The organism is Fictibacillus arsenicus (genome assembly GCF_001999465.1).
GTDB classification, from domain to species: domain Bacteria; phylum Bacillota; class Bacilli; order Bacillales; family Fictibacillaceae; genus Fictibacillus; species Fictibacillus arsenicus.
The window spans coordinates 123,970-146,303 of sequence record NZ_MQMF01000001.1 but is presented as its reverse complement, the minus strand read 5'-3'; the positions used below and the strand labels follow the sequence as shown (position 1 = coordinate 146,303).

Here is a 22,334-nt window from a genome sequence, read left to right as displayed (position 1 = left end):
AAGCTCGCATCGGTAGCATTTACTTGTAGACGCAGGAGCCTGGATACTTCCATGAAGCGGTCAGGTGAGACCACTCAATGGCGCAAAGCGGCGAGGGGGCTCACCGTACGCCCCGCGGAAAGCGAAGCAAACCTGGAACGGAAATCAACTACTTATAAGAACAACAATGTTTACGAAAACAGCCTTTTTTTGAATTAGAATCTGCTTTTTCAGTTCTATTAAATTTTAATTTGCATATGATTTAGTAGATGCTAGAGAGGAGCGGATGAGCTTGAAACACGAGATTTCGATATTAATAAATGGGAAGGAACAACGATATAGTGAAAGTAAATCCCACAACGATCAAGAGCATTCGAGCAATGAGGTAGCAGCGGCTATTGAAGTTCTAGATAAAGATAAATACATGGTGCTTGCAGAACCGTTAAAGAAAAATGAAATAGTATTTAAAAGGAATAAAATGAATTTGTTTTCTAAAAAAGGGACAGGCTTTTATCTTCCTCAAAAAGGAAAAACATTGTCAAAACAGATCTTAGCAGCAGTTATGGCTGCCGTAGTAACAGGTACCGTTTTAGGAATTATGGTTTTGATGGTATTTTCAACTGATATAACAGAAGCAGGTAATCTTAAAGCAGAAACGGCTCCTGTTCAAAAAGAAGAGTCTTCATCTGGAAAAAAACTTGTCACATTGCCTCCCATCAACTTAGAATTCTCAGCCCTGCAGGCTGGTGTGTTTTCAACAAAAGAAAGAGCTCAAGACGTTGTGAAATCCATTGAAGATAATGGCTTTTCTGCAGTGATCATTCCAGCTGGTGATGAAAAATCTGCGGTAATTGTAGGGATAGCAAATGAAAAACACCAATTAGAAAGCTATGGTGAAATCTATCAAAATAAAATGGAAAAACCAATCGTAAAAAAACTGTCTTTCTCATTCGATAACCTAAAAACACCAAGCAGCTTAGACGAAACATACTTCACTAATGGCAAGATTCTTTTGCAGAATGTATTAACCCTTTCGCAAATGCCCGGCACTAAGGATTCCGGACTTGATCAAACTTTAAGTGGTTTTAATAAATGGAAACAATACGGACAGAACCAAAAGAAAAACTGGAAGGGCGAAACAGCTAAAGCTGCTTCAGATTTTGAAAAACAGCTTGAAGGTGCTTTTCTAGCATTGAAAGATACAAAGAAAGGCGAGCTTAACTGGGCGTTTCAGCAAAAGGCTATGGATAGTCTTCAATCTTATAAACAGTTGCTTCAAACATTAAAATAGAAAAGTTTTTTAGAAAAGCAGAGATACCTCCCCTTTCTCTGCTTTTATGTCTGCTGTAGTTTGTAACTGCTTTGTCTGTCTTTTTAGGCACTTTCGAGAAATTTGTCAAAAATCGTCTATAAATGTTGCCATTTGCCCACATAAAAAAGCCAAAAATGCCGAAAAACTAATAGAAGTAAGTTTTTGACGCTGTTTGTCTATTTTTTACAAGTTTGTTATTGTAAAACTGTACAAATTTAACATCAATGAACGAATTGAAAGGTGATTACATGAAACACCTCATTTTAGCCTCTTCTTCACCTCGGAGATATGAACTTCTGTCATTAACGCTTCTTCCATTTGAAACATATCCTAGTACACTCGAAGAAAAAATGGATCCTAATCTCAGTCCAAGTCAATTGGTAGAATCACTTGCAGAACAAAAAGCATCAGATGTACTTACATATAAACCAAATGATGTTATTTTAGGTGCTGATACAATTGTTGTTTATGGCAACAAGCGACTTGGGAAGCCTCAAAATGAACAAGAAGCAGCTGAAACGCTAAGGATGCTGTCAGGTCAGACACATGATGTTTACACGGGTGTTTGTATTATGGATCAAGAAAAGAAACGTTTATTTTCAGTTAAGACAAGTGTGGCATTTTATCCGCTAAGCGAAGAAACGATTCGCTGGTACATCAGTACAGGTGAACCTTTTGATAAAGCAGGAAGCTACGGCATTCAAGGTTCAGGTTCTTTACTCGTAGAAAAGATTCATGGCGATTATTTTAGTGTTGTAGGTTTGCCGTTATCCAAAGTGGCAAGAACACTTAGTGATTTCGGATTTTCTTTCACCGGGTCAGTCATAAAGACTGAATAAACGAGGGAGGAACGTAAGTGGCAACAAAACCGCTTATGATTAAAGATTATCCTTTACAGGAAAGACCGAGGGAAAGGCTGTTGCAAGACGGTCCTGATACCCTGTCCAACTATGAATTATTAGCCATCCTTTTACGTACCGGAACAAAACAGATGTCTGCCATACAGTTGTCACACCATATCATTCAGCATTTTGAAGGATTAAGACATTTGAAAGATGCTTCGATTGGCGAGCTGAAAGAAATTAACGGCATCGGGCCTGCAAAAGCAGTAGAATTAATTGCTGCTATTGAAATAGGCAAACGGATCAGCCGTCTTCAATTTGAAGAGAGGTACACGATCCGGTCACCAGAAGATGGGGCAAGATACTTAATGGATGAACTGCGCTTTTTGCACCAGGAACATTTTGTCTGTTTGTACTTGAACACAAAGAATCAGGTTTTGCATAAGAAAACAGTTTTTATCGGCAGTTTAAACACTTCTATCGTACATCCGCGTGAAGTGTTCAAAGAAGGCTTGAAGCGATCAAGTGCTTCTATCATTTGTTTTCACAACCATCCCAGTGGAGATCCTGCTCCAAGCCGTGAAGATATAGAAGTTACTAAAAGGTTAGTAGAGTGTGGAAAAATGCTGGGAATTGAAGTGCTGGATCACATTATTATTGGTGATCAAAAATACGTAAGTTTAAAGGAAAAAGGATATGTTTAACATTGTCTTTTGATTCTTTTATAGCGTATAATCAAACGTATGAGTTTTGCTTGATGAAAGGAGTTTACATAAATGTTTGGTGGATTTTCAAGAGATTTAGGAATTGATTTAGGAACTGCAAACACACTTGTTTACGTGAAGGGCAAGGGTGTTGTTGTGCGTGAACCTTCCGTTGTTGCTTTGCGTACTGACACAGGTTCAATTGAGGCAGTAGGTAATGCTGCTAAAAATATGATCGGACGTACACCGGGGAATATTGTAGCTGTAAGACCAATGAAGGACGGGGTTATTGCGGACTTTGAAACTACTGCTACTATGATGAAGTATTTTATTCAGCAAGCACAAAAGAACCGTTCTGTTTTCGCGCGCAAACCTTATGTAATGGTTTGTGTACCGTCTGGAATTACAGCTGTGGAAAAACGTGCTGTTGAGGATGCTACAAAGCAAGCTGGTGCTCGTGAAGCTTATACGATTGAAGAACCGTTTGCGGCTGCAATCGGAGCTGATCTTCCTGTATGGGAGCCAACAGGTAGCATGGTTGTTGATATCGGCGGAGGTACGACAGAAGTTGCGATTATCTCTCTTGGAGGCATCGTAACGAGTCAATCAATTCGCATCGCTGGTGATGAGATGGATGATGCAATCATTGCTTACATTAAAAAGCTTATAACTTAATGATCGGTGAAAGAACTGCCGAAACTCTTAAACTTGAAATCGGATCTGCTGGTACGCCTGAAGGTATCGAAGACATGGATATCCGCGGGCGAGATTTATTGACAGGTCTTCCAAAAACGATTACGATTACGGCGGAAGAAGTTTCCAGCGCGTTGCGTGATACGGTTAACAGCATTATGGATGCTGTAAAAGTAACTCTTGAAAAAACCCCGCCTGAGCTTGCTGCTGATATTATGGATCGCGGTATCGTTCTTACTGGTGGAGGAGCTTTATTGAGAAACTTGGATAAAGTGATAAGTGAAGAGACAAAAATGCCTGTAATCGTGGCGGAAAACGCATTGGATTGTGTAGCAGTAGGAACTGGCCGTGCGCTTGAAAATCTGCACCTTTTCAAATCTAAAGCTGGTATTACTTCTCGATCTAAATCCAAGTAAGTAGGTGTATTTTCATGCCACATTTTTTTTCGAATAAACGGCTTATCATTCTGCTAGTCAGTATTATTATTCTAGTAGCTTTGATTGGTTTTTCGATGAAAAAAAGGGAAAGCCTAACCTTACCTGAACAGTTTTTAAAAGATTCTGCAGGACTAGCACAAACGATTTTCTATAAACCCGCTAATACAATAGCGGGTTTCTTTGAGAATTTAGCTGAAATGAAACAGCTTTACAAAGAAAATCAAATGTTAAAAGCAAGGTTAGATGAGTACGCAAAGTTATATGTACAGTACGAGGAAGTTAAGAAAACAAATCAAACGTTAAAAGCGCAGCTTGATAAAGAAGAAGATCTAACAGACTTCAAAGTGCGGGAAGCAACAGTAATCGGCAGATCTCCTGATCAATGGAATCAATTTATTTATATCAACAAAGGGGAAAAAGACGGGATCAAGCCAAAGATGGCCGTAATTTCACCCCAAGGTTTTATAGGTAAAGTGACGAATGTTTCTCTGTTCCAATCCACTGTTCAGCTTATAAGTGATAATGATCGGACAAATCGTTTTTCTGCAATTGTTCAGGGAGAAAGAAATATTTTTGGAACGATTGAAGGATACGATCCGAAACGCCAGGCTTTGCTGTTTAAAAAAATCCCAGTAGATGCAAAGATTAAAAAAGGTCAAAAAGTTATTACTTCAGGACTCGGAGATGTTTTTCCTCCTAACCTTCTAATCGGTGAAGTTATTGATATTGAACCAGATGAAGTTGGTTTAACTCAAACTGCTTATTTGAAGCCTTCTGCTGATTTGTATGATTTGGATCATGTGATGGTTCTCGAAAGAGAGATGCCGGCAGTAGATGAAAGTTTAAAAGAAAAGGAGGAAGAATGATGAAAAAAATCTTTCTTCCTTTTCTTATCTATTTAGCATTTATTAGTGAAAGTTCCTTGATGCAAGCTCTATTGCCGCAGGAGAATAATATGGAATGGCAATTTATTCCTCGGTTTTCAATGGTAATGATTTTATTTATCGCCATGTATTTAAATTCAACATATGGACTGGTCTATGGATTAGGATTTGGACTTCTTACTGATTTGCTTTATACGGATATTATCGGCGTGTACTTATTTTCGATGGCTGCAACTGCCTATATAACATCAGTCTTTTCAAGATATCTTTTCGGAAATCTTATTGTTACACTCCTTCTTTCCATTGTGGGTGTTTCTATCCTGGAGTTTTTTGTCTATGGCTTAAACAGTCTTATCGGGATCAGCAATCAAATGATAGATATGTTTCTGTATAAAAGATTATTGCCTACCCTCATCTTAAACGGTTTCTTTGCGATACTCATTTATTATCCATATGTAAAGCAACTAAACCTGCTGAAGGATACTCTAAAAGAAAACTAACAGCAGCAAAGAGGAATTTAGACCTAGCTGTCGAATGTTAGTACGTTGAGGTGAACAATGCCAATGGTACAGAAACTGCAGCACAACGTAACAATTAAAGGTACAAAAGACGGCCTCATTTTGTTATTGGATGATAAATGTTCCTTCGAAAAGATTATTGAGGAACTCTATGATAAATTAACTGCAAACAGTGGACAGCTGCTTAATGGTCCAGTTATTTCTGTTAAGGTGAAGGCAGGAAAGAGATATGTTACTGCTGAACAAGAAGAGAAATTGCGGGAAGTTTTAAAACAAAAAGAGAATCTGGTCTTAGAACATATTGAATCAGATGTGATCACCAAGACAGAAGCTGAGGAACTGAGAAAAGATGCTCAGGTTGTAACCGTTTCAAAGATTGTTAGATCTGGACAGGTTTTAGATATTCAAGGCGACCTGCTCCTGGTAGGCGATGTGAACCCGGGTGGAACTGTTATCGCTACTGGTAACATTTATATTCTCGGAGCATTGAAAGGAATCGCTCATAGCGGAAGTAAAGGGAATGAAGAAGCAATCATTGCTGCTTCTGTTATGAAACCTTCTCAGTTAAGGATTGCACATCATATTAATAGAGCACCAGACTCGTATCCAGATTTGGGAAATGAGATGGAGTTTGCTTACATATCCAAAGAAGAACAACAGATTCGTATTGATCGGATCAGTGCTGTTCACCGACTTAGACCGACGTTGAACAGCTTGGTATAGAAAGGGGAATGAAGCATGGGAGAAGCGATTGTCATTACGTCTGGGAAAGGTGGGGTCGGGAAAACGACGACTTCTGCCAATATAGGGACTGCTCTAGCTCTTTCTGGGAAAAAAGTATGTCTCGTAGATACCGATATTGGATTGCGTAACCTTGATGTTTTAATGGGACTTGAGAACAGGATCATTTATGATCTGGTAGATGTTGCAGAAGAACGCTGCAAACTTAATCAAGCCTTGATTAAAGATAAACGCTTTGAATGTTTGTATCTGCTGCCAGCAGCGCAAACAAAAGATAAGTCTTCTATTCAGCCTGAACAAGTTAAGAAAATTGTGCAGGAGCTAAAACAAGATTATGATTATGTGATTATTGATTGTCCAGCAGGCATTGAACAAGGTTTTAAGAATGCTGTAGCAGGGGCAGATAAATCGATTGTTGTAACAAATCCAGAAATTTCATCTGTTCGCGATGCTGACCGTATTATTGGTTTGCTTGAACAAGAAGAAGTAGAAGCACCAAAACTAATCGTAAACAGACTGCGTAATCACCTGGCAAAGAGCGGTGATATGCTCGATGTGGACGAAATCGTATCAGTACTATCCATTGAACTTTTAGGTGTAGTTATTGATGACGAAAACGTAATTAAAGCAGCAAATAAAGGCGAACCGGTAGCAATGCAGCCGGATTCTAAAGCATCAATCGCCTATAGAAATATTGCTAGAAGAATTTTAGGAGAATCAGTTCCTCTTCTGTCTTTAGAAGAAGAAAAAGGATTCTTTGGCAAGATTAAAACACTATTAGGAATGAAATAAAGCATTGGCTCAGGCCAGTGCTTTTTTATTTCTATAAGGAGACAGAAAGTTTTATGGGTGGTGTGTCGTTTTAGACTGACATTTTTTATAAAAGTGTTTTTTTGTTCCTTTAATAGGAAAAAATGTTTGGTCGATCTGCTTTTTTGTACGGTTAGCTGCATTTTTGTTCGGTCTGTATTCATTTTTCCTAATAATCGCTCATACAGAATCTCATTTTACTCATAACTTCAGCGGACAAGTCATAGGATTACATATATATGAGAAAAAAATGGAGGAACGGTTATGAAAAATAGAGCAGATGAAATCCGTAAAAAGTATGGAAATTTATCCCGAAAAGGAACATCAAAAGAAAAAAATGTGTCTATTAGCAGAGATGACTCGGAGAAAAATCATCCTCTATTTAACCGTCATGCCCTATTAATGCAAGTGATGTTTTCTATTATTTTATTCTTGATCGTTGGCATTATCTTTAAAAATAATGGAGAACAGACGGCTAAAGCTCAAAATTTCATAAAGCATGTATATGAAGATGAATTCCATTTTGCAGCAGCAAAAGACTGGTATGAAAATCAATTTGGTAAACCACTTGCTTTGCTCCCGAAAGATAAATTAATTAAAAATGAACCAGAACAAGCCAGTGAGGTATACGCTGTTCCAGCTGATGGAAAAGTATATGAATCATTCAGTTCTAATGGCAAAGGAATATGGATAGAGACAGGCAGCAAAGAAGAGGCAGTAGAAACTGCAAAAGACGGATATATCGTTTTCGCGGGCAAAAAAGAAGATCTCGGATATACGGTTATCATACAGCATTCTGATGAACAAGAATCCTGGTATGGTGATTTGAAGGAAATCGATAAATCCATTAAACTCTATAACTATGTTGAAAGCGGAACAAAGCTAGGGAAAGTATCAGAAAATGACGGCGGTAAAACAGGAAAATTTTATTTCGCAATAAAAAAAGACAAAAGCTTTATTGATCCAAGCAAGGTGATTGATATTGATTAACCTGATTGTACAATTTATCCGAAAAATAAAGGTTAATCCTGCATTCTGGATTGTTATTTTCGGTGCTGTTTTTACAGGACATTTTAGGGAGATAATCGTATGGTTTTTCGTTGTACTTATACATGAGATGGGTCATTTCGCCGGGGCCCATCTTTTTAAATGGAGAATTTCTAGAATTGATCTGCTTCCTTTTGGCGGGGCCGCCGTTGTAGAAGAACATGGTACACGGCCCTTTCATGAAGAGATCTGGGTAGCTGTGCTTGGTCCGCTGCAGCATGTATGGATGACAGGATTGGCTTTGATTCTTAACAGTATGGGCATCATATCTCCAGACGATTTTACTTGGTTCCTGCTTTTGAATTTTACTTTATTCACATTTAACTTATTGCCTATCTGGCCATTAGATGGCGGAAAGATAGCTTTTGCGTTATTTACGAAGTGGATGCCTTTTAAGTTTGCGCAGCGTCAATTTCTGCTCTGGTCAGCATCCCTTTTAATAGCTGGGGGAGCTTGGCAGCTTTATCTGCAGCCAAACCATTTAAACCTTTGGGTGATTTGTGCCTTTTTATTAGTTGCTCATTTTTTAGAATGGAAAAGAAGACATTATGTGTTTATACGTTTTTTATTAAGCAAATTGCAGCAGAATCCCTCAAAGCAAACTCGTACACTTATCGTACCCCCAACAATGCCAATATCCAAAGTCGCTAGCCGATTAATTAAAGGAATATCACACTCCATAGTTGTCAAAGATCACAATCCGATAACTGTAGAAGAAAAAGAACTATTAGAAGCGTATTTTCATAAACATTCTCCTGAATGTGCAATTGGCCAGGTTTTTCGTTAAAATAGAGAAACGAACCATGGACAGGGAGATGGGTTATAAATATGCAACAGGTAGTAATCAATGCGGCTGGTCTGGAAAAAAGAACGGCGCTGCTTCAAAACGGAAAGCTTGTAGAATGCGGCTATCATAGACCAGATGAAAAGCCTTCAACAGGCAGTATTTATAAAGGAAGAGTTCAAAAAGTGCTTCCAGGCATGCAGGCTGTCTTTGTAGATATCGGAACGGCAAAGAACGGATTTCTGCATAGAGATGACCTGCCAGCTTTTCAGATGTTATCTAATGAAGATAAGAAGAAAATATCAATTTCCAGCCTGATCAAAGAAGGCGAATCTGTCCTCGTTCAGATTGCAAAAGAAGAAAGCGGCCATAAAGGGGCAAAACTTACTGCTCTATTATCTTTTACAGGACATCTCCTCGTATATTTCCCTTACACTCCGCATGTCGGAGTTTCAAAAAAAATAAAAGAAACTGAGCGAGAGACTTTATTAAACTGGGGCTCGGAACAAATTAATGAAACAGAAGGAATGATTATCCGTACCGGCTGCGAAACCTTTCCTGAAAAAGAAATGAATTTGGAATTAAAAAGCTTAAAGAAACAATTTTCAGAAGCCGTTAAAATGGCTGAGGGGATAAAAGCACCAAGCTTAATTATCCATCCGCCATTTTATTATACTTTCTTAGAAAGATGGCTTAATTCAAATGTGGAAGAGATCGTTGTAGATGATCATGATACATATTTCCGCATTAAAGAGTATGCAGCTACTTATCGTACACCTTTTGAAGTTAAGCTATATACCGGAAAAGAACCAATTTTTAAAAAGTATGGTATTGATGTAGAAATTCAAAAAAGTTTGCTGCCTCATATTTGGCTGAAAAATGGTGCTTCACTGTATTTCAATGTTACAGAAGCTTTAACAGTTATTGATGTGAATACTGGAAAATTCACCGGAAAAAAAGATCGGTCAAAAACTGTGGCAGAGACAAATGTTCTAGCTGCTAAAGAAATTATGAAGCAGCTGCGGCTGCGCAATTTAGCGGGAATGATCGTGATTGACTTTATTACTATGCAATCTAATTCAGACAAAGACATGGTCTTCACTTTGTTAAAGGAAGAAATCAAAAAAGATTCTTCAACAATTAGTTTGTACGGCTTTACAAAAATGGGGCTTTTTGAACTCACCAGGAAAAAAGAGCGGCCATCGTTATTAGAAACGCTTACCGAAAAATCAAGAAGTGATATTATGGATAGTCACCAGCTGCGGCCGGAAACTTTTTATTATGAGCTTGAAAGAATAGCTATGGAATATGAGTATCAGGATAATGAAGCAATTTGGCTAGAAGTTCCGTCATATTTTGCTGAGTGGCTCCAAAATCATCCGGATAAGCTCTCTTATATTGAGAAAAGATACGGAAGTTTGTTATTTGTCACTCCTGGTTCGTTAAATCGTGAAATAATTGTTAGGCAGACAGGCGCTGTGAATGATTTAAAAAAGCGATTTTCAGATTGACACAGCAGTCCCAAACATGGTAAACTTTTTTCGTTAGTGTTTGGAGCACCCGCTCCAACCGCACAGACTAGGTTTTAAGTATTTTATATACACCTAGGATGGCGAGTCTGAGTATAAGAGGAGGTGCACGTTGATGTACGCAATTATTCAAACTGGTGGTAAGCAAGTTCGAGTTGAAGAAGGTCAAGCAATCTATGTTGAGAAACTAGATGTTGAAGCTGGTGAAACAGTAACTTTCGAAGATGTATTGATGGTCGGTGGAGACAGCTTGAAAGTAGGAGCTCCTTTAGTTGAAGGTGCTACAGTTACGGCAAAAGTTGAGAAACATGGCCGTGGCGAGAAAGTAGTTGTCTACAAGTTTAAGGCGAAGAAGAACTATCGCCGTAAGCAAGGACACCGTCAACCATACACAAAAGTTGTGATTGACAAGATTAACGGGTAATTCTCATGATTTCAGTTTCTATTTTCAGAAACAGTAATCAAAACATACTTTCGTTTACGATGGATGGACACGCTGATTTTGCTCCACATGGCCAAGATTTGGTTTGTGCAGCCGCAACAGCCGTGTCGTTCGGTACAATTAATGCTATTGAAAAACTTTGCGGCTATGAGCCTGAAGTGACCACTCATGAAGATGGTGGGTTTCTAAAGTGCAAAGTACCGAATAATCTTGATGATTCGACCTATCAAAAAACGCAATTGCTTTTGGAAGGCATGATTGTATCTCTTGCTTCGATTGAAGAAGGATACAGTGAGTATATAAAATTGACTGAACATGAAGGAGGTGCAACGAATGCTTAAATTAAACCTTCAATACTTTGCCTCTAAAAAAGGGGTAGGTAGCACAAAGAATGGTCGTGATTCACAGTCTAAGCGTTTAGGCGCTAAGCGTGCTGATGGACAATTCGTTTCTGGTGGTTCAATTCTTTACCGTCAACGCGGTACTAAGATCTATCCTGGTACAAACGTTGGTAAAGGCGGAGATGACACTCTATTTGCTAAGGTTGACGGAATCGTTCGTTTCGAGCGTTATGGCCGTGACCGCAAAAAGGTAAGTGTTTACCCAATCGCGCAAGAAGCGTAAGAGGGAGATAAAAACTCTAACCAGATTGGTTAGGGTTTTTTCTTTGCACTATAGCAAAGTAAGCCAAGTTTTCTTTATAATTACAAAAGTTTGAGTACTGCGCTAAATTTGTTGGTGTAAGGTATAGCCATATTAAAAGGAAAGGCTGGAAGTGCGATGATGCCAAAAAAATGGACGACTGTCGATCTTTTGCGCCATGCCAGGCATGACTGGCTAAACCAGCTTCAGCTTATAAAAGCAAATCTGTCTCTTGACCGCACGGAGCGGGCAAAAGAGATAATGAATGAAGTTATTGAATTATCCCGGGAAGAATCCAGAATCTCTAACCTGAAGACCCCGAATTTATCAGAGTACTTACTAACCTATAATTGGCTGAAGCATCCGGTAAAATTGTATGGCAAAGTTAAAGGTGAAAGCGGAGATTTTAGTTTATTTGAAGATGAATTGTTACATACAACGGATGAGTTATGCGCTGTGCTGAACAATTCGATTTCGGGATATGAGGAATACTCACTTACTGTTACATTTGAACCTGAAGATCTTCATGTTAGTTATACATTTGTGGGTAATCTCTCCGATCAGGAGAATACACTCGAAAAAATGAAGAATATTTTTTCAACACATAAAAGCATGGCACTCATCGAAAGCTATATTCAGGAGAATAAGTGTTATTTTGAATTTCAGTTAACTTCCTAATGAAAGGAGGAGAATTAAATGTTTGTCGATCAGGTCAAAATTTATTTGAAAGCTGGTGACGGCGGTAACGGGATGGTTGCATTCCGCCGCGAAAAATATGTGCCAGACGGCGGTCCTGCCGGTGGTGATGGAGGAAAAGGTGCGAACGTCATCTTTGAAGTAGAAGAAGGACTTCGTACACTGATGGATTTTCGTTACAACCGCCATTTTAAGGCACCACGGGGCGAACATGGAATGTCTAAAGGCATGCATGGAAAAAAAGCTAACGATATGATCGTAAAGGTTCCTCCTGGAACAGTTGTAACGGATGCGAATACGGGAGAAACGATTGCAGACTTGGTACATCATAAGCAGCAAGCAATTATCGCAAAAGGCGGGCGAGGCGGCCGAGGCAATACTCGTTTCGCGACTCCTGCAAACCCAGCACCTGAAATTGCTGAAAATGGGGAACCAGGTGAAGAACGTGAAGTGACATTAGAATTAAAGGTTTTAGCAGACGTTGGGCTTGTTGGATTCCCGAGCGTAGGGAAATCAACTTTCTTATCTATCGTTTCTGCAGCAAAACCCAAAATTGCAGCTTATCACTTTACAACAATCACACCTAATTTAGGAGTTGTACCGGTTGAGGACGGCAGAAGCTTTGTTATGGCTGATTTGCCGGGATTAATTGAAGGTGCTCATGAAGGTGTAGGGCTTGGACATCAGTTCCTGCGCCATATCGAAAGAACACGTGTAATTCTTCACGTTATCGATATGTCCGGTATGGAAGGACGAGACCCATATGAGGATTTTGTGAAGATCAATGAAGAGCTTAATCAATACAACATGAGATTGATGGAACGTCCTCAGATTGTGATTGCCAATAAGATGGACATTCCTGGAGCGGAAGAAAACCTAGAGGCGTTTAAGGAAAAAGCAGGAGACGACGTAAAAGTTTTCCCTGTTTCAGCCATTACTCGCCAAGGAATTCGTGAAGTATTATTTACAACAGCAGATATTCTTGAAGTTACTCCTGAGTTCCCTCTTATCCATGATGATGGGGTTGAACAGCAGCGTGTACTTTATAAGCACGAGAAAGAAGATGCAGGATTCTATATTACTCGAGATCCTGCCGGAATATTTGTTATTAATGGGCCGAAGATAGAGAAATTGTTTAAGATGACAGATTTCTCTAGAGAAGAAGCAACTAAGCGCTTTGCGCGTCAAATGCGTACGCTCGGTGTTGACCAAGCACTGCGAGATCGTGGTGCAGAACATGGTGATGTTGTACGAATCCTTAAATATGAATTTGAATTTATTGATTAAACAAGGCAGCCCTTATGCAGGGCTGTTTTTTTTTAGGTTGTTCTCTAAAAGGGTTGATCTACGTTCCAGGTACTGGTTTTTCGGGGGACGTGTGGTGAGCCCAGCGGAACCGTTTCTGATAAATGTCCATGTGGAATAGACATTTACATTTGCATTTATTATAATGAGTGTAAGATTTACACCGGAGGAAATTCTTATGAAAAATGACAAACAGTACTATATGGTAAGAGAAGATGTATTATCAGAATCCATGCAAAAAGCGTTAGAAGCTAAGTCTTTATTAGACCGAGGTAAAGTAAAAACTGTAGCTGAAGCTGCTGAAAAAGTAGGTTTAAGCCGCAGTGCCTTTTATAAATATCGTGATGGGATTTTTCCGTTCCATACGATGGTGAAAGAAAAAATTATTACACTGTCCATCCATCTAGAAGACAGATCCGGTGCTCTCTCAAGTCTTCTTACCGTCGTTGCTTCTCAAGGATGCAATGTATTAACCATTAATCAAACCATTCCTCTCCAAGGACGTGCGCATATTACACTGACGATCGAAACGAATATGCTGCAAGGAGATATGAAAGACTTATTAGCAACATTAAATCGAATGGAAACTGTTGAAAGAGTTGAAGTGGTAGGAACAGGAGCTTAATTTAAAGAAACGGGGCTGTCCCCAAAAGTAAGGTAAACTTACTATTGGCAGCCCCTAATTTTTTATTTTTGTCAAAATAAAAAATAAATAAAATCGCCAAAATTTCGTTATTTAATCGAGTTTATTAGATAACCTACTGTTTTATAACGATGTACGTTATCTAAATAGGTTTAAATAAAACGAGGCTGACTAAAAAGTTTTTATACTTTTTAGTCAGCCTCGTTTCTGTTTGTTTTGCTTTATAATAAGTATCCTTTTTTGCGCAATGCAAAACATGCTTTATCTAGCTTTTCTTTAGAATCTGCAGATAGGGTGTGCATGTGTATTCCATCAGTAAGCTCACTTAGAAGAGGAGCATTGGTTTCCTTTAGTCGATTCATTAAATCCTCTACATCGTTACGATTTGACAGCTTAAGCGATGCTTTAATATCGCCGTAAACAGGGTGGTCAACAGTTACATCTTCAACCGTTACTCCATGATCTACAATTGTATACAATTCTTCAATGGTTTCTTCGGGAGAATGGACAGATGCGACAACACAAGAGAAAGAATTGCCCTTATCAGGTTTCATGTAAATATAACCTTGAGCAGTTGCCATAATAGGTTCACCGCTTGCTTTTAAGAGAGACATATCCTGTACAATCACTTGTCTGCTTACATTCGTCTTTGCTGCAAGTGATGAACCGCTCAAGGGCTCTGAAGTTTCCTTTAGCCAGTTCATAAGCTTTGTTCTTCGATCATCGCCTTTTAATTTTTCTGATTTATTCATTTTAATGCAACCTCTCTAACTGATAAAAATTGATTCGTTATCTCATTTAGCGCTTTGCAGAGCCTATAAATATCTTCTGAAGTAGTAAGGTGACTTAACGAAACTCTTACAAGACCATGGGCCTCGCTATCAGTCCTGCCAAGAGCAAGTAAGGTTTTAGAAGGGGATTGCAGTCCATTCTTGCAGGCGGATCCTGTAGAAACAGCAATCTTTCGCCTGCTTAGTTCCTGCATAACGATTTGTCCCTCTATTCCGCTAACTCTAAATGGAATTATATATGGCGAACCGGCCTTACTTCCTTCTAAAATAACATCTTTGTTATTTAGTATAAGCGAAATAAACAGTTTTCGCATTTTTGCTACATGAACATAATGTGATGATTGGTTATTTATAGATTCTTCAGCAGCCGTCACAAAAGAAACGATAGATGGCAGATCAACTGTTCCAGGTCTAAACCCGCGTTCATGTGTGACCCCTGCAAGAAGTGGTGATATGTGAATAGTTGGTGATATATATACAGCTCCTGTCCCTTTTGGACCATGGATTTTGTGTGCTGAAACAGTAAAGGAATCTATGTTTATGGAATGAAAATAGTCCATGTCTACTTTTGCAAAAGACTGAACACAGTCACTGTGAAAGAAGATATTGTTTCTTTTAAAAAAATCACTCATAGATTTTAAATCTTGTATGATGCCCGTTTCACTGTTTACATGCTGTATTGTAGCTAATATAGTGTCAGGTCTCAGGTTTTTCTTTATGCGTTCAATGCTGATCGTACCTGAGGAATCTAAAGGAATTCGAGTAACTGCAAACCCTTGGTCCTCTAAAAACTTGAGAGCGTAATCGACAGATGGATGCTCCACATTTGATGTAATGATGTGTCTTCCATTTTGTTGTGCACCAAAAGCTAAAGATGTGATAGCTAAAAAGTTCCCATCCGAGCCTCCCCCCGTAAAATAAATGCCGTTTGACTCTTTGCCAGAAACCTTTGCAAAAGCAGTTCGAGCATGTTCTAACAGTTCTTTCGCGCGTAGTCCTCCATCGTGCAAACTCTCTGTATTTTCAAAGTAGTTTCTTGATGTATGAATAAAAGCTTCAATAGCATTTTCTGACATAGGTGTCGTAGCTGCATAATCCAAATATATCAAGGCGTTCACCTCATTAAATAATAAAATTCTTGTAACAAGTTTAATTCTATGTAAATATAGGTGTCAAGACAGATGTAAAGTCGAGGTGTTTACTGATGGATATAGTTGAAGCTGAAGTAATAATAATCGGAGGTGGCATAGCCGGTTTAATAGCTGCTGAATATTTAAGTATGAAAAAGAATGTGATCGTTATCACAAAGTTCGATATTAAGCATTCAAATTCATATTTGGCTCAAGGCGGAATTTCAGCTGTTATTGATAAGAACGATACATGGCAAGAACATTATATGGATACCCTTCAGGCCGGGCATTTTCATAACGACCCTGAAATGACGGAGTTTCTTGTGAAAGAAGGAAGCAAGGTTATAGATTCTCTTTCCTGTTGGGGAGTTCCGTTTGACCGTAACTTGAATGGACAGTTTCTGTTAGGAAAAGAAGGCGGCCATCACCGCAATCGTATTGTACACGCAGGCGGTGATCAGACAGGCAAGAAAATCATGGAAGCCTTAATTCGTCGTATAAGTGACAAAGTGAGAATTGAAACAGGACAATATGCGGTTGAATTGCTTGCAGCAAACGGAATGTGTTATGGCGTTTATTGTAAAGATAACGACGGCTGTGTCACTTTATACAAATCCACACATACCATTTTAGCCGGAGGTGGATATGCAGGAATCTATTCTGCAACATCAAATGCAAATGGATCTGACGGAAGTGCAATATGTATGGCTTACCGGGCTGGTGCTGAACTTGCAGACTTAGAATTTGTTCAATTTCATCCTACATTATTAAAAAGTGAAAAAATAAGCGGGTTGATTACTGAAGCTGTAAGAGGTGAAGGTGGGGTTCTTGTTAACTCAAATGGCTCTCCTATTATGGATGGGGAACATCCGTTGAAGGACTTAGCACCAAGAGATATTGTTTCGAGAAGAATTTTTGATGAGATTCATAATCAGAGAGGATCTGTTTTTTTGAATATAAAAGATGTATCTGATTTTGAAAATAAATTTCCCGGTGTAACAATTTTATGTGGAAATGCTGGAATATCTTTAGATGCCGGTTTAATCCCGGTAACTCCAGGAGCCCATTTTACGATGGGAGGAATTAAAACTGACCTTTTTGGAAGAACATCTTTAGAGGGTTTGTATGCTGTTGGAGAATGTGCAAACACAGGTGTTCATGGAGCGAACAGACTTGCGAGCAATTCTTTACTGGAAGGTGCAGTTTTTGCTAAACAAACAGCTCAATATATTCTTTCTGAAAAGAATGAAAGGATACTGTCATTCTCCTTTTCATTAATACAAGAATCCTATTCAGCTGGTAACTATTCAAATGATGCACTTCTTGAAATAAACGACATACAAGAAATAATGGATAAATATGCCGGAATTTGCAGGGATGAAGAGGGTCTGAAAAAGGCTGAAAATAAATTCCAGCTAGGGAATTTCAATCCTGCTCTCCTTGATCAGCCTATAGCATTAATCAAAAGATTTAATATGCAGACAATGGCTTGGTTAACGGTAACAAGCTGCCTAAAACGAAAGGAAAGCAGAGGCAGTCATTTTCGAAGAGATTTTCCCTTCGCTCTAAAAGAGTGGGAACAAAAAAAGATAATAAGGAGTGTACTGCGTGATGAATCATTTATTGCTAAAAAAGCAGCTGCAGGAATTCTTAATTGAAGACGTTGGGACTGGTGACTTATCAGCAGATCTTTTTAATGATGAAACAGAGATCACAGCTTCCATAATAGCAAAAGAGAGTGGAATATTTGCTGGGTATCAAGTTTTGATTCTTGGTTATGAATTAATTGATTCAAAAATCGGAACAAAGCTATATATAAAAGACGGTGATTATATTGAACAAGGAATGATTTTGGCAGAAATCAGAGGCAATAGAAAAAGTATCTTGACTGGTGAGAGAGTATTATTAAATTTAATACAGCGGCTTTCTGGAATTGCAACAGTCACGGCACAAGCAGTTTCAATTGCAAACGGAAGAACGCGCATATGTGATACAAGAAAGACAACTCCAGGATTAAGGATGCTTGAAAAATATGCTGTACGCTGCGGCGGCGGATATAATCATCGATTTGGATTGTATGACACGGTTATGTTAAAGGATAATCATCTTGCAGGATTTTCATCTATCCAAGAAGCGGTAGAGACAGCTCGTGAAAAATTAGGCCACACAATAAAAATTGAAGTGGAAACAGAAACAGAGGAGCAGGTGTTAGAAGCAGTTTCCGCAGGTGCAGACATCATAATGTTCGACAACTGTACACCTGAAGAAATCACTCAAAGACTAAAATATGTACCACATGGAATTGTAACAGAAGCTTCAGGTGGTATTGATCTTGATGCAATAGATGCATACTCCCGGACTGGGGTTCAATATATATCTTTAGGTTTTCTCACACACTCAAACAAAGCGCTTGATATTAGCTTAAATGTTAAAGGAGCCGTAAAAGCATGACTATTCTAGAAACATTTATTAAGACTGCTGCAGCCATACCAAATCATTACTCCCACATGACTTCATCCGAAATGGAGATGAGGATTCGTGAAATTAAGGATCAATTAAAAGATAAATTATTTTTACCAGCCCATCATTATCAAAAAGATGAAGTCGTTCAATTTGCTGATGTTACAGGTGATTCTCTGCAACTCGCTAAAATTTCTGCAGAAAACAGTAAAGCTGATTATATTGTATTTTGCGGTGTTCATTTTATGGCAGAAACAGCTGATATGTTAAGTCACCCTAATCAAACAGTCATACTTCCTGATCTGAAAGCAGGATGTTCAATGGCTGATATGGCTGATATTCATCAAACAGAAAGAGCTTGGATAGAATTAAATAAATTATTTGGCGATACCATTCTTCCTTTAACTTATGTCAATTCAACTGCTGACATTAAAGCGTTTTGCGGTAAAAATGGAGGGGCTACAGTTACTTCTTCAAATGCTAAATCTATGGTTAGATGGGCATTTCAACAAAAGGAGAGACTTCTCTTCTTACCTGATCAGCACTTGGGACGAAATACAGCGTTTGACCTTGGTATTAAACTTCAAGACATGGCTGTTTGGGATCCCATCCAAAATAAATTAATCTATGAAGGTTCTGATCTGGAAGATGTTAAAGTGATTTTATGGAAAGGGCATTGTTCAGTCCATGAAAAGTTTACAGTCGAACAAATTCATGAATTTAGACAGAATCATTCAGACTTTAAAATCATTGTACATCCAGAATGTACTCATGAAGTTGTAAGAGCAAGTGACTACAATGGTTCCACTCATTACATTATTGAAACGATTAAAAATGCAAGCCCAGGGACGAGATGGGCGGTGGGGACTGAAATGAATCTAGTTAATCGTCTGGCAGCACAATTCACTGATAAGGAAATTGTATCGCTTAATCCAAATCTTTGTCCATGTCTGACGATGAATCGAATTGATCTGGCGCATTTGTTATGGTCATTAGAAAACATCATTGAAGGAAAACCGCAAAATATTATCTCTGTAGATGAGGAAACAAAAAAGTATGCAATAATCGCGTTAAACCGCATGATGTAATGGACTTACCTCCTGTCATATCCTCCTTTTAAAAGGCATAAATTGATAAAGGAATAAATATTGACACTTCATTAAGATGTAGCAATATGCCCAAATGTTCATATACTGTAAGGAAATTTGGCAGGAGGGAGTTTTGCAGCGTGAGAATTCACATTGTGCAAAAAGGGGACACACTTGACAAAATAGCTGAAAAATATGATGTTCCTGTGAATGAACTAAGAAAAGCAAATCCTGGATTTTCTAGAACGGATGTAATCGAACGGGGGGAAAAGATTAAGATCCCTATAAAAATGCCGGGAGTAAAAAAAGAAGCACCTATAAAGGAACAGCCTAAACCTGTGGCTCCTGTTCAAGAGGCACCGGTTGCACCTGTTCAGGAAAAACCAAAGCCCGCACCAATGAAACCTGCACCACCAAAGCAAGAAATGAAACCGGCGCCAATGAAGCCAGCGCCGATGAAGCCTGCACCGATGAAGCCTGCACCAAAGAAAGAAATGAAGCCCGCACCAATGAAGCCAGCGCCCATGAAACCGGCACCGGCAAAAAAAGAAATGAAGCCATCACCGTTGAAGCCATCACCGATGAAACCATCACCAAAGATGGAACATAAAGATGTTCCAATGAAAAAAGATACCTATACTGCTCCAATGAAAGCACCAATGGCGCCTTTGCATGATAAAGATTTTGCAGGAATGATGGAATCCTCAAACCTTGGTCATTATGTTCCTATGGGCTACCCTAATGCAGCAAACCAGCCTAATATGGCAAACCAGCCTAATATAGCAAACCAGCCTAATATGGCTAACCAGCCCAATATGGTTAGTCAGCCCAATATGGCTAATCTACCAAACATAGCAAAACAGCCGAATGTTTCAGGTAAACATGGTTTATATCCTTCCGGGAAAGACAGCTATCAACCGAATAAACATCCATTTTTGATGGAAGAATCTTCAGGGATGATGCAAAATATGTATGGTTCAATGCCGCCGATGTTTCCTAAACCTCAAACATATTCACCTATTCCACAAGGCTATGGGATGATGCCTCCGCAAGGGTTTAGCGGAATGCCGCAATTATATGGCGGTGGATACCCTCAAGGTGGTCAGGAAGGTACTGGGATGCAGCAGGGCGGAATGCCGTTTGGTGAATTTCCTGACACAGATATGGATTTAATGCCAGCTGGTGAATATACCCCTGGTGGGCCGCAATCTCAGCAAGGTATGCCGATGGGCATGCAGCCAATGGGTATGCCAGGCGGTGATATGTCACAAATGGGTCAAATGGGTATGATGCCAGAAATGCCGCAAATGGGCCAAATGAGTATGATGCCAGGAATGCCGCAAATGGGCCAAATGGGTATGATGCCAGGAATGCCTCAAATGGGTCAGATGGGTATGATGTCAGGAATGCCTCAAATGGGTCAGATGGGTATGATGTCAGGAATGCCACAGATGGGTCAGATGGGTATGATGCCAGGAATGCCGCAAATGGGTCAGATGAGTATGATGCCAGGAATGCCGCAAATGGGTCAGATGAGTATGATGCCAGGGACGTCACAAATGGGTCAGATGGGTATGATGCCAGGGACGTCACAAATGGGTCAGATGGGTATGATGCCGCAACAGAATGGCGGATCGCCAATGGGTATGATGCCAAGTATGCCTCAATTAGGTCAGATAGGAATTCCTCAATACGGTGGAATGCCTCAAATGGGTATGATGCCACAAGGTCAAGATTTAGGTAATATGCCAAACCCTTATTCTGAAGCACAATTCCGTGAATCTGAACAAGGTGATGCAGAGGAATTGGAAGAAAATGAATAGGGATAATAGAGACGGTTTCCATGGAGATCGTCTTTTTTTAAAAAAAATGAAAGAGGTCGGTCTCGATATTATTGATTTTGGCTTTTTTCGTGATAATGTAATATGGATAAAAACATTAGAAGGAAAGTATGTTTTAAAAGGATTTCGCCGAGAAGAAACATGCAGAAAACAATTAAAGATCTCAAAATTATATAAAGGCCAGAAACCGAAAATTATGGGTACTTATACCGTTTTTCCAAACGATAAACGGTATATAGGATTTGGAGAATACTTTTGGGCAATCATGCCTTTTTACAAAGGTGATGGTCTTCATTTTGGCAATCAGAAAGACGTTATTGCTGGAATGGACGCTATAAGCAGATTTCATTCCTTTTCAAAAAATCTTCCGTACGATGTATACAACAGTCTTTCAACTTATTCACTCTATAAAAAATGGAGTGAACGGTATGATGCATTTAAATATCATGCTAAAAAAGCTAGATGGAGCAAAGAGATGCAGCCTTTGATATCAGATATCCTCATGTGGGGAAAATGGTGTCTGGATCACTTTGATCACTCTGCAGTTGAATCCCTAGAAAAAAAAGCATATAAAAGAAGGGAAATCACCCATGGTGATGTTGCACCTCACAATTTTGTTTTGAATAAAGAAAAGTCAAAAGAAGCATATCTAATCGATTTTGACCTTTTTGCAGCTGTTCCCCAAGCCTACGACTGGCTTCAATATGCAAATCGAATACTTCCTTTTTGGTATTGGTCTTATTCAAAAATGGAAGAGATGGGCAATCAGGATTATTTGAAATGGTTTAATAAAAAGTGGTTCGTTATTTGCTTGGTCTTCCCAACGGATTTATATAGAGAGTGGAACCGTGCACTGAAATCCGGAGATCAAGAGATGATTGAAGGTGTCGAAAAGTTTACGCTGCGTGATTTTTCGCACAGAAAAAAATTTGTAGATAGGATACTAAAAAAGATAAATTGATTTCATCCTACATTTAACAGATTATTTTATGCCTCCTCATGCCACCCTAATAGGT

The 22,334-nt window shown here is 39.0% G+C and carries 23 protein-coding genes, 1 pseudogene and 1 other annotated feature; of the genes and pseudogenes, 22 read left to right on the top strand and 2 right to left on the bottom strand.

Features of this window, described 5'->3' with window-relative positions; all coding sequences use genetic code 11:
• The first annotated feature begins 271 nt into the window (after positions 1-271).
• The 17 genes and pseudogenes from UN64_RS00750 to UN64_RS00670 all read left to right on the top strand — a co-directional run bounded on the left by UN64_RS00750 (position 272) and on the right by UN64_RS00670 (position 13,990).
• Positions 272-1,270: an SPOR domain-containing protein gene (locus UN64_RS00750; RefSeq protein ID WP_077359207.1), complete on the top strand. Its 999-nt coding sequence runs from the start codon at positions 272-274 to the stop codon at positions 1,268-1,270.
• A 269-nt stretch (positions 1,271-1,539) separates the two neighbouring features.
• Complete coding sequence (locus tag UN64_RS00745) at positions 1,540-2,130, top strand: Maf family protein (protein ID WP_077359206.1); 591 nt, start codon at positions 1,540-1,542, stop codon at positions 2,128-2,130.
• Positions 2,131-2,165: 35 nt separating this feature from the next.
• Entirely contained in the window at positions 2,166-2,837 is a 672-nt protein-coding gene (radC, locus tag UN64_RS00740; RefSeq protein WP_139343039.1) for a RadC family protein, read from the top strand.
• A 72-nt stretch (positions 2,838-2,909) separates the two neighbouring features.
• Positions 2,910-3,946, top strand: a pseudogene (locus UN64_RS00735) (rod shape-determining protein).
• 14 nt (positions 3,947-3,960) lie between these two features.
• Positions 3,961-4,833, top strand: coding sequence for a rod shape-determining protein MreC (gene mreC, locus UN64_RS00730; protein WP_077359205.1), 873 nt, complete (start codon positions 3,961-3,963; stop codon positions 4,831-4,833).
• Entirely contained in the window at positions 4,833-5,351 is a 519-nt protein-coding gene (mreD, locus tag UN64_RS00725; RefSeq protein ID WP_171978766.1) for a rod shape-determining protein MreD, read from the top strand. Before mreC ends, mreD begins: the two co-directional genes overlap by 1 nt.
• A 63-nt stretch (positions 5,352-5,414) precedes the next feature.
• Positions 5,415-6,092 carry a septum site-determining protein MinC gene (gene minC / locus UN64_RS00720; RefSeq protein WP_077359203.1) on the top strand — a complete coding sequence of 226 codons (678 nt, stop codon included), beginning with the start codon at positions 5,415-5,417 and terminating at the stop codon, positions 6,090-6,092.
• Between the two features lie 15 nt (positions 6,093-6,107).
• Complete coding sequence (gene minD / locus UN64_RS00715; protein ID WP_077359202.1) at positions 6,108-6,902, top strand: septum site-determining protein MinD; 795 nt, start codon at positions 6,108-6,110, stop codon at positions 6,900-6,902.
• A 282-nt stretch (positions 6,903-7,184) separates the two neighbouring features.
• Complete coding sequence (locus tag UN64_RS00710; protein ID WP_077359201.1) at positions 7,185-7,910, top strand: M23 family metallopeptidase; 726 nt, start codon at positions 7,185-7,187, stop codon at positions 7,908-7,910.
• Positions 7,903-8,754: a site-2 protease family protein gene (locus tag UN64_RS00705; protein WP_077359200.1), complete on the top strand. Its 852-nt coding sequence runs from the start codon at positions 7,903-7,905 to the stop codon at positions 8,752-8,754. The genes UN64_RS00710 and UN64_RS00705 overlap by 8 nt, the downstream gene beginning before the upstream one ends.
• 41 nt (positions 8,755-8,795) lie before the next feature.
• Positions 8,796-10,262 carry an Rne/Rng family ribonuclease gene (locus UN64_RS00700; RefSeq protein WP_077359199.1) on the top strand — a complete coding sequence of 489 codons (1,467 nt, stop codon included), beginning with the start codon at positions 8,796-8,798 and terminating at the stop codon, positions 10,260-10,262.
• A 46-nt stretch (positions 10,263-10,308) separates the two neighbouring features.
• Positions 10,309-10,381, top strand: a sequence feature (ribosomal protein L21 leader region).
• A gap of 14 nt (positions 10,382-10,395) precedes the next feature.
• Positions 10,396-10,704, top strand: coding sequence for a 50S ribosomal protein L21 (rplU, locus tag UN64_RS00695; RefSeq protein WP_066291353.1), 309 nt, complete (start codon positions 10,396-10,398; stop codon positions 10,702-10,704).
• Positions 10,705-10,709: 5 nt separating this feature from the next.
• Complete coding sequence (locus UN64_RS00690) at positions 10,710-11,063, top strand: ribosomal-processing cysteine protease Prp (protein WP_077359198.1); 354 nt, start codon at positions 10,710-10,712, stop codon at positions 11,061-11,063.
• The gene (gene rpmA, locus UN64_RS00685) at positions 11,056-11,346 is read left to right on the top strand and encodes a 50S ribosomal protein L27 (RefSeq protein WP_066291343.1); all 291 of its coding nucleotides are present in this window, start codon (positions 11,056-11,058) and stop codon (positions 11,344-11,346) included. The genes UN64_RS00690 and rpmA overlap by 8 nt, the downstream gene beginning before the upstream one ends.
• Before the next feature lie 159 nt (positions 11,347-11,505).
• Entirely contained in the window at positions 11,506-12,042 is a 537-nt protein-coding gene (locus UN64_RS00680; protein ID WP_425590092.1) for a Spo0B domain-containing protein, read from the top strand.
• 18 nt (positions 12,043-12,060) lie between these two features.
• On the top strand, positions 12,061-13,347 hold the full coding sequence (gene obgE, locus UN64_RS00675; protein WP_077359196.1) for a GTPase ObgE: 1,287 nt from the start codon (positions 12,061-12,063) through the stop codon (positions 13,345-13,347).
• A 196-nt stretch (positions 13,348-13,543) separates the two neighbouring features.
• Entirely contained in the window at positions 13,544-13,990 is a 447-nt protein-coding gene (locus UN64_RS00670; RefSeq protein WP_077359195.1) for an ACT domain-containing protein, read from the top strand.
• A gap of 239 nt (positions 13,991-14,229) precedes the next feature.
• Here the strand turns inward: UN64_RS00670 and UN64_RS00665 are convergent, their stop codons facing one another.
• Positions 14,230-14,766 (bottom strand): transcription repressor NadR, encoded by a 537-nt coding sequence (locus UN64_RS00665; protein ID WP_171978816.1) that lies wholly within the window; start codon positions 14,764-14,766, stop codon positions 14,230-14,232.
• Positions 14,757-15,908, bottom strand: coding sequence for an IscS subfamily cysteine desulfurase (locus UN64_RS00660; RefSeq protein ID WP_077359193.1), 1,152 nt, complete (start codon positions 15,906-15,908; stop codon positions 14,757-14,759). The genes UN64_RS00665 and UN64_RS00660 overlap by 10 nt, the downstream gene beginning before the upstream one ends.
• A 95-nt stretch (positions 15,909-16,003) precedes the next feature.
• Between UN64_RS00660 and nadB the strand changes: the two genes are divergently transcribed.
• The 5 genes from nadB to UN64_RS00635 all read left to right on the top strand — a co-directional run bounded on the left by nadB (position 16,004) and on the right by UN64_RS00635 (position 22,279).
• Positions 16,004-17,587 (top strand): L-aspartate oxidase, encoded by a 1,584-nt coding sequence (nadB, locus tag UN64_RS00655; protein ID WP_077359192.1) that lies wholly within the window; start codon positions 16,004-16,006, stop codon positions 17,585-17,587.
• A complete protein-coding gene (nadC, locus tag UN64_RS00650; protein ID WP_077359191.1) occupies positions 17,541-18,380 on the top strand; it encodes a carboxylating nicotinate-nucleotide diphosphorylase in 840 nt (279 codons plus the stop codon). The genes nadB and nadC overlap by 47 nt, the downstream gene beginning before the upstream one ends.
• Positions 18,377-19,477, top strand: a complete 1,101-nt coding sequence (nadA, locus tag UN64_RS00645; RefSeq protein WP_077359190.1) for a quinolinate synthase NadA — start codon at positions 18,377-18,379, stop codon at positions 19,475-19,477. Before nadC ends, nadA begins: the two co-directional genes overlap by 4 nt.
• Before the next feature lie 140 nt (positions 19,478-19,617).
• The gene (locus UN64_RS00640; protein WP_171978765.1) at positions 19,618-21,300 is read left to right on the top strand and encodes a LysM peptidoglycan-binding domain-containing protein; all 1,683 of its coding nucleotides are present in this window, start codon (positions 19,618-19,620) and stop codon (positions 21,298-21,300) included.
• Positions 21,293-22,279 carry a phosphotransferase gene (locus tag UN64_RS00635; protein ID WP_171978764.1) on the top strand — a complete coding sequence of 329 codons (987 nt, stop codon included), beginning with the start codon at positions 21,293-21,295 and terminating at the stop codon, positions 22,277-22,279. The genes UN64_RS00640 and UN64_RS00635 overlap by 8 nt, the downstream gene beginning before the upstream one ends.
• Positions 22,280-22,334 lie beyond the last annotated feature (55 nt).

Excerpts from the sequence above, each read along its gene's own strand:
- UN64_RS00745 (WP_077359206.1), top strand. The coding sequence starts at position 1,540 with ATGAAACACCTCATTTTAGCCTCTTCTTCACCTCGGAGATATGAACTT.
- radC (WP_139343039.1), top strand. The coding sequence starts at position 2,166 with ATGATTAAAGATTATCCTTTACAGGAAAGACCGAGGGAAAGGCTGTTG.
- mreC (WP_077359205.1), top strand. The coding sequence starts at position 3,961 with ATGCCACATTTTTTTTCGAATAAACGGCTTATCATTCTGCTAGTCAGT.
- mreD (WP_171978766.1), top strand. The coding sequence starts at position 4,833 with ATGAAAAAAATCTTTCTTCCTTTTCTTATCTATTTAGCATTTATTAGT.
- minC (WP_077359203.1), top strand. The coding sequence starts at position 5,415 with ATGGTACAGAAACTGCAGCACAACGTAACAATTAAAGGTACAAAAGAC.
- minD (WP_077359202.1), top strand. The coding sequence starts at position 6,108 with ATGGGAGAAGCGATTGTCATTACGTCTGGGAAAGGTGGGGTCGGGAAA.
- UN64_RS00710 (WP_077359201.1), top strand. The coding sequence starts at position 7,185 with ATGAAAAATAGAGCAGATGAAATCCGTAAAAAGTATGGAAATTTATCC.
- UN64_RS00700 (WP_077359199.1), top strand. The coding sequence starts at position 8,796 with ATGCAACAGGTAGTAATCAATGCGGCTGGTCTGGAAAAAAGAACGGCG.
- rplU (WP_066291353.1), top strand. The coding sequence starts at position 10,396 with ATGTACGCAATTATTCAAACTGGTGGTAAGCAAGTTCGAGTTGAAGAA.
- UN64_RS00690 (WP_077359198.1), top strand. The coding sequence starts at position 10,710 with ATGATTTCAGTTTCTATTTTCAGAAACAGTAATCAAAACATACTTTCG.
- rpmA (WP_066291343.1), top strand. The coding sequence starts at position 11,056 with ATGCTTAAATTAAACCTTCAATACTTTGCCTCTAAAAAAGGGGTAGGT.
- UN64_RS00680 (WP_425590092.1), top strand. The coding sequence starts at position 11,506 with ATGCCAAAAAAATGGACGACTGTCGATCTTTTGCGCCATGCCAGGCAT.
- obgE (WP_077359196.1), top strand. The coding sequence starts at position 12,061 with ATGTTTGTCGATCAGGTCAAAATTTATTTGAAAGCTGGTGACGGCGGT.
- UN64_RS00670 (WP_077359195.1), top strand. The coding sequence starts at position 13,544 with ATGAAAAATGACAAACAGTACTATATGGTAAGAGAAGATGTATTATCA.
- nadB (WP_077359192.1), top strand. The coding sequence starts at position 16,004 with ATGGATATAGTTGAAGCTGAAGTAATAATAATCGGAGGTGGCATAGCC.
- nadC (WP_077359191.1), top strand. The coding sequence starts at position 17,541 with ATGAATCATTTATTGCTAAAAAAGCAGCTGCAGGAATTCTTAATTGAA.
- nadA (WP_077359190.1), top strand. The coding sequence starts at position 18,377 with ATGACTATTCTAGAAACATTTATTAAGACTGCTGCAGCCATACCAAAT.
- UN64_RS00635 (WP_171978764.1), top strand. The coding sequence starts at position 21,293 with ATGAATAGGGATAATAGAGACGGTTTCCATGGAGATCGTCTTTTTTTA.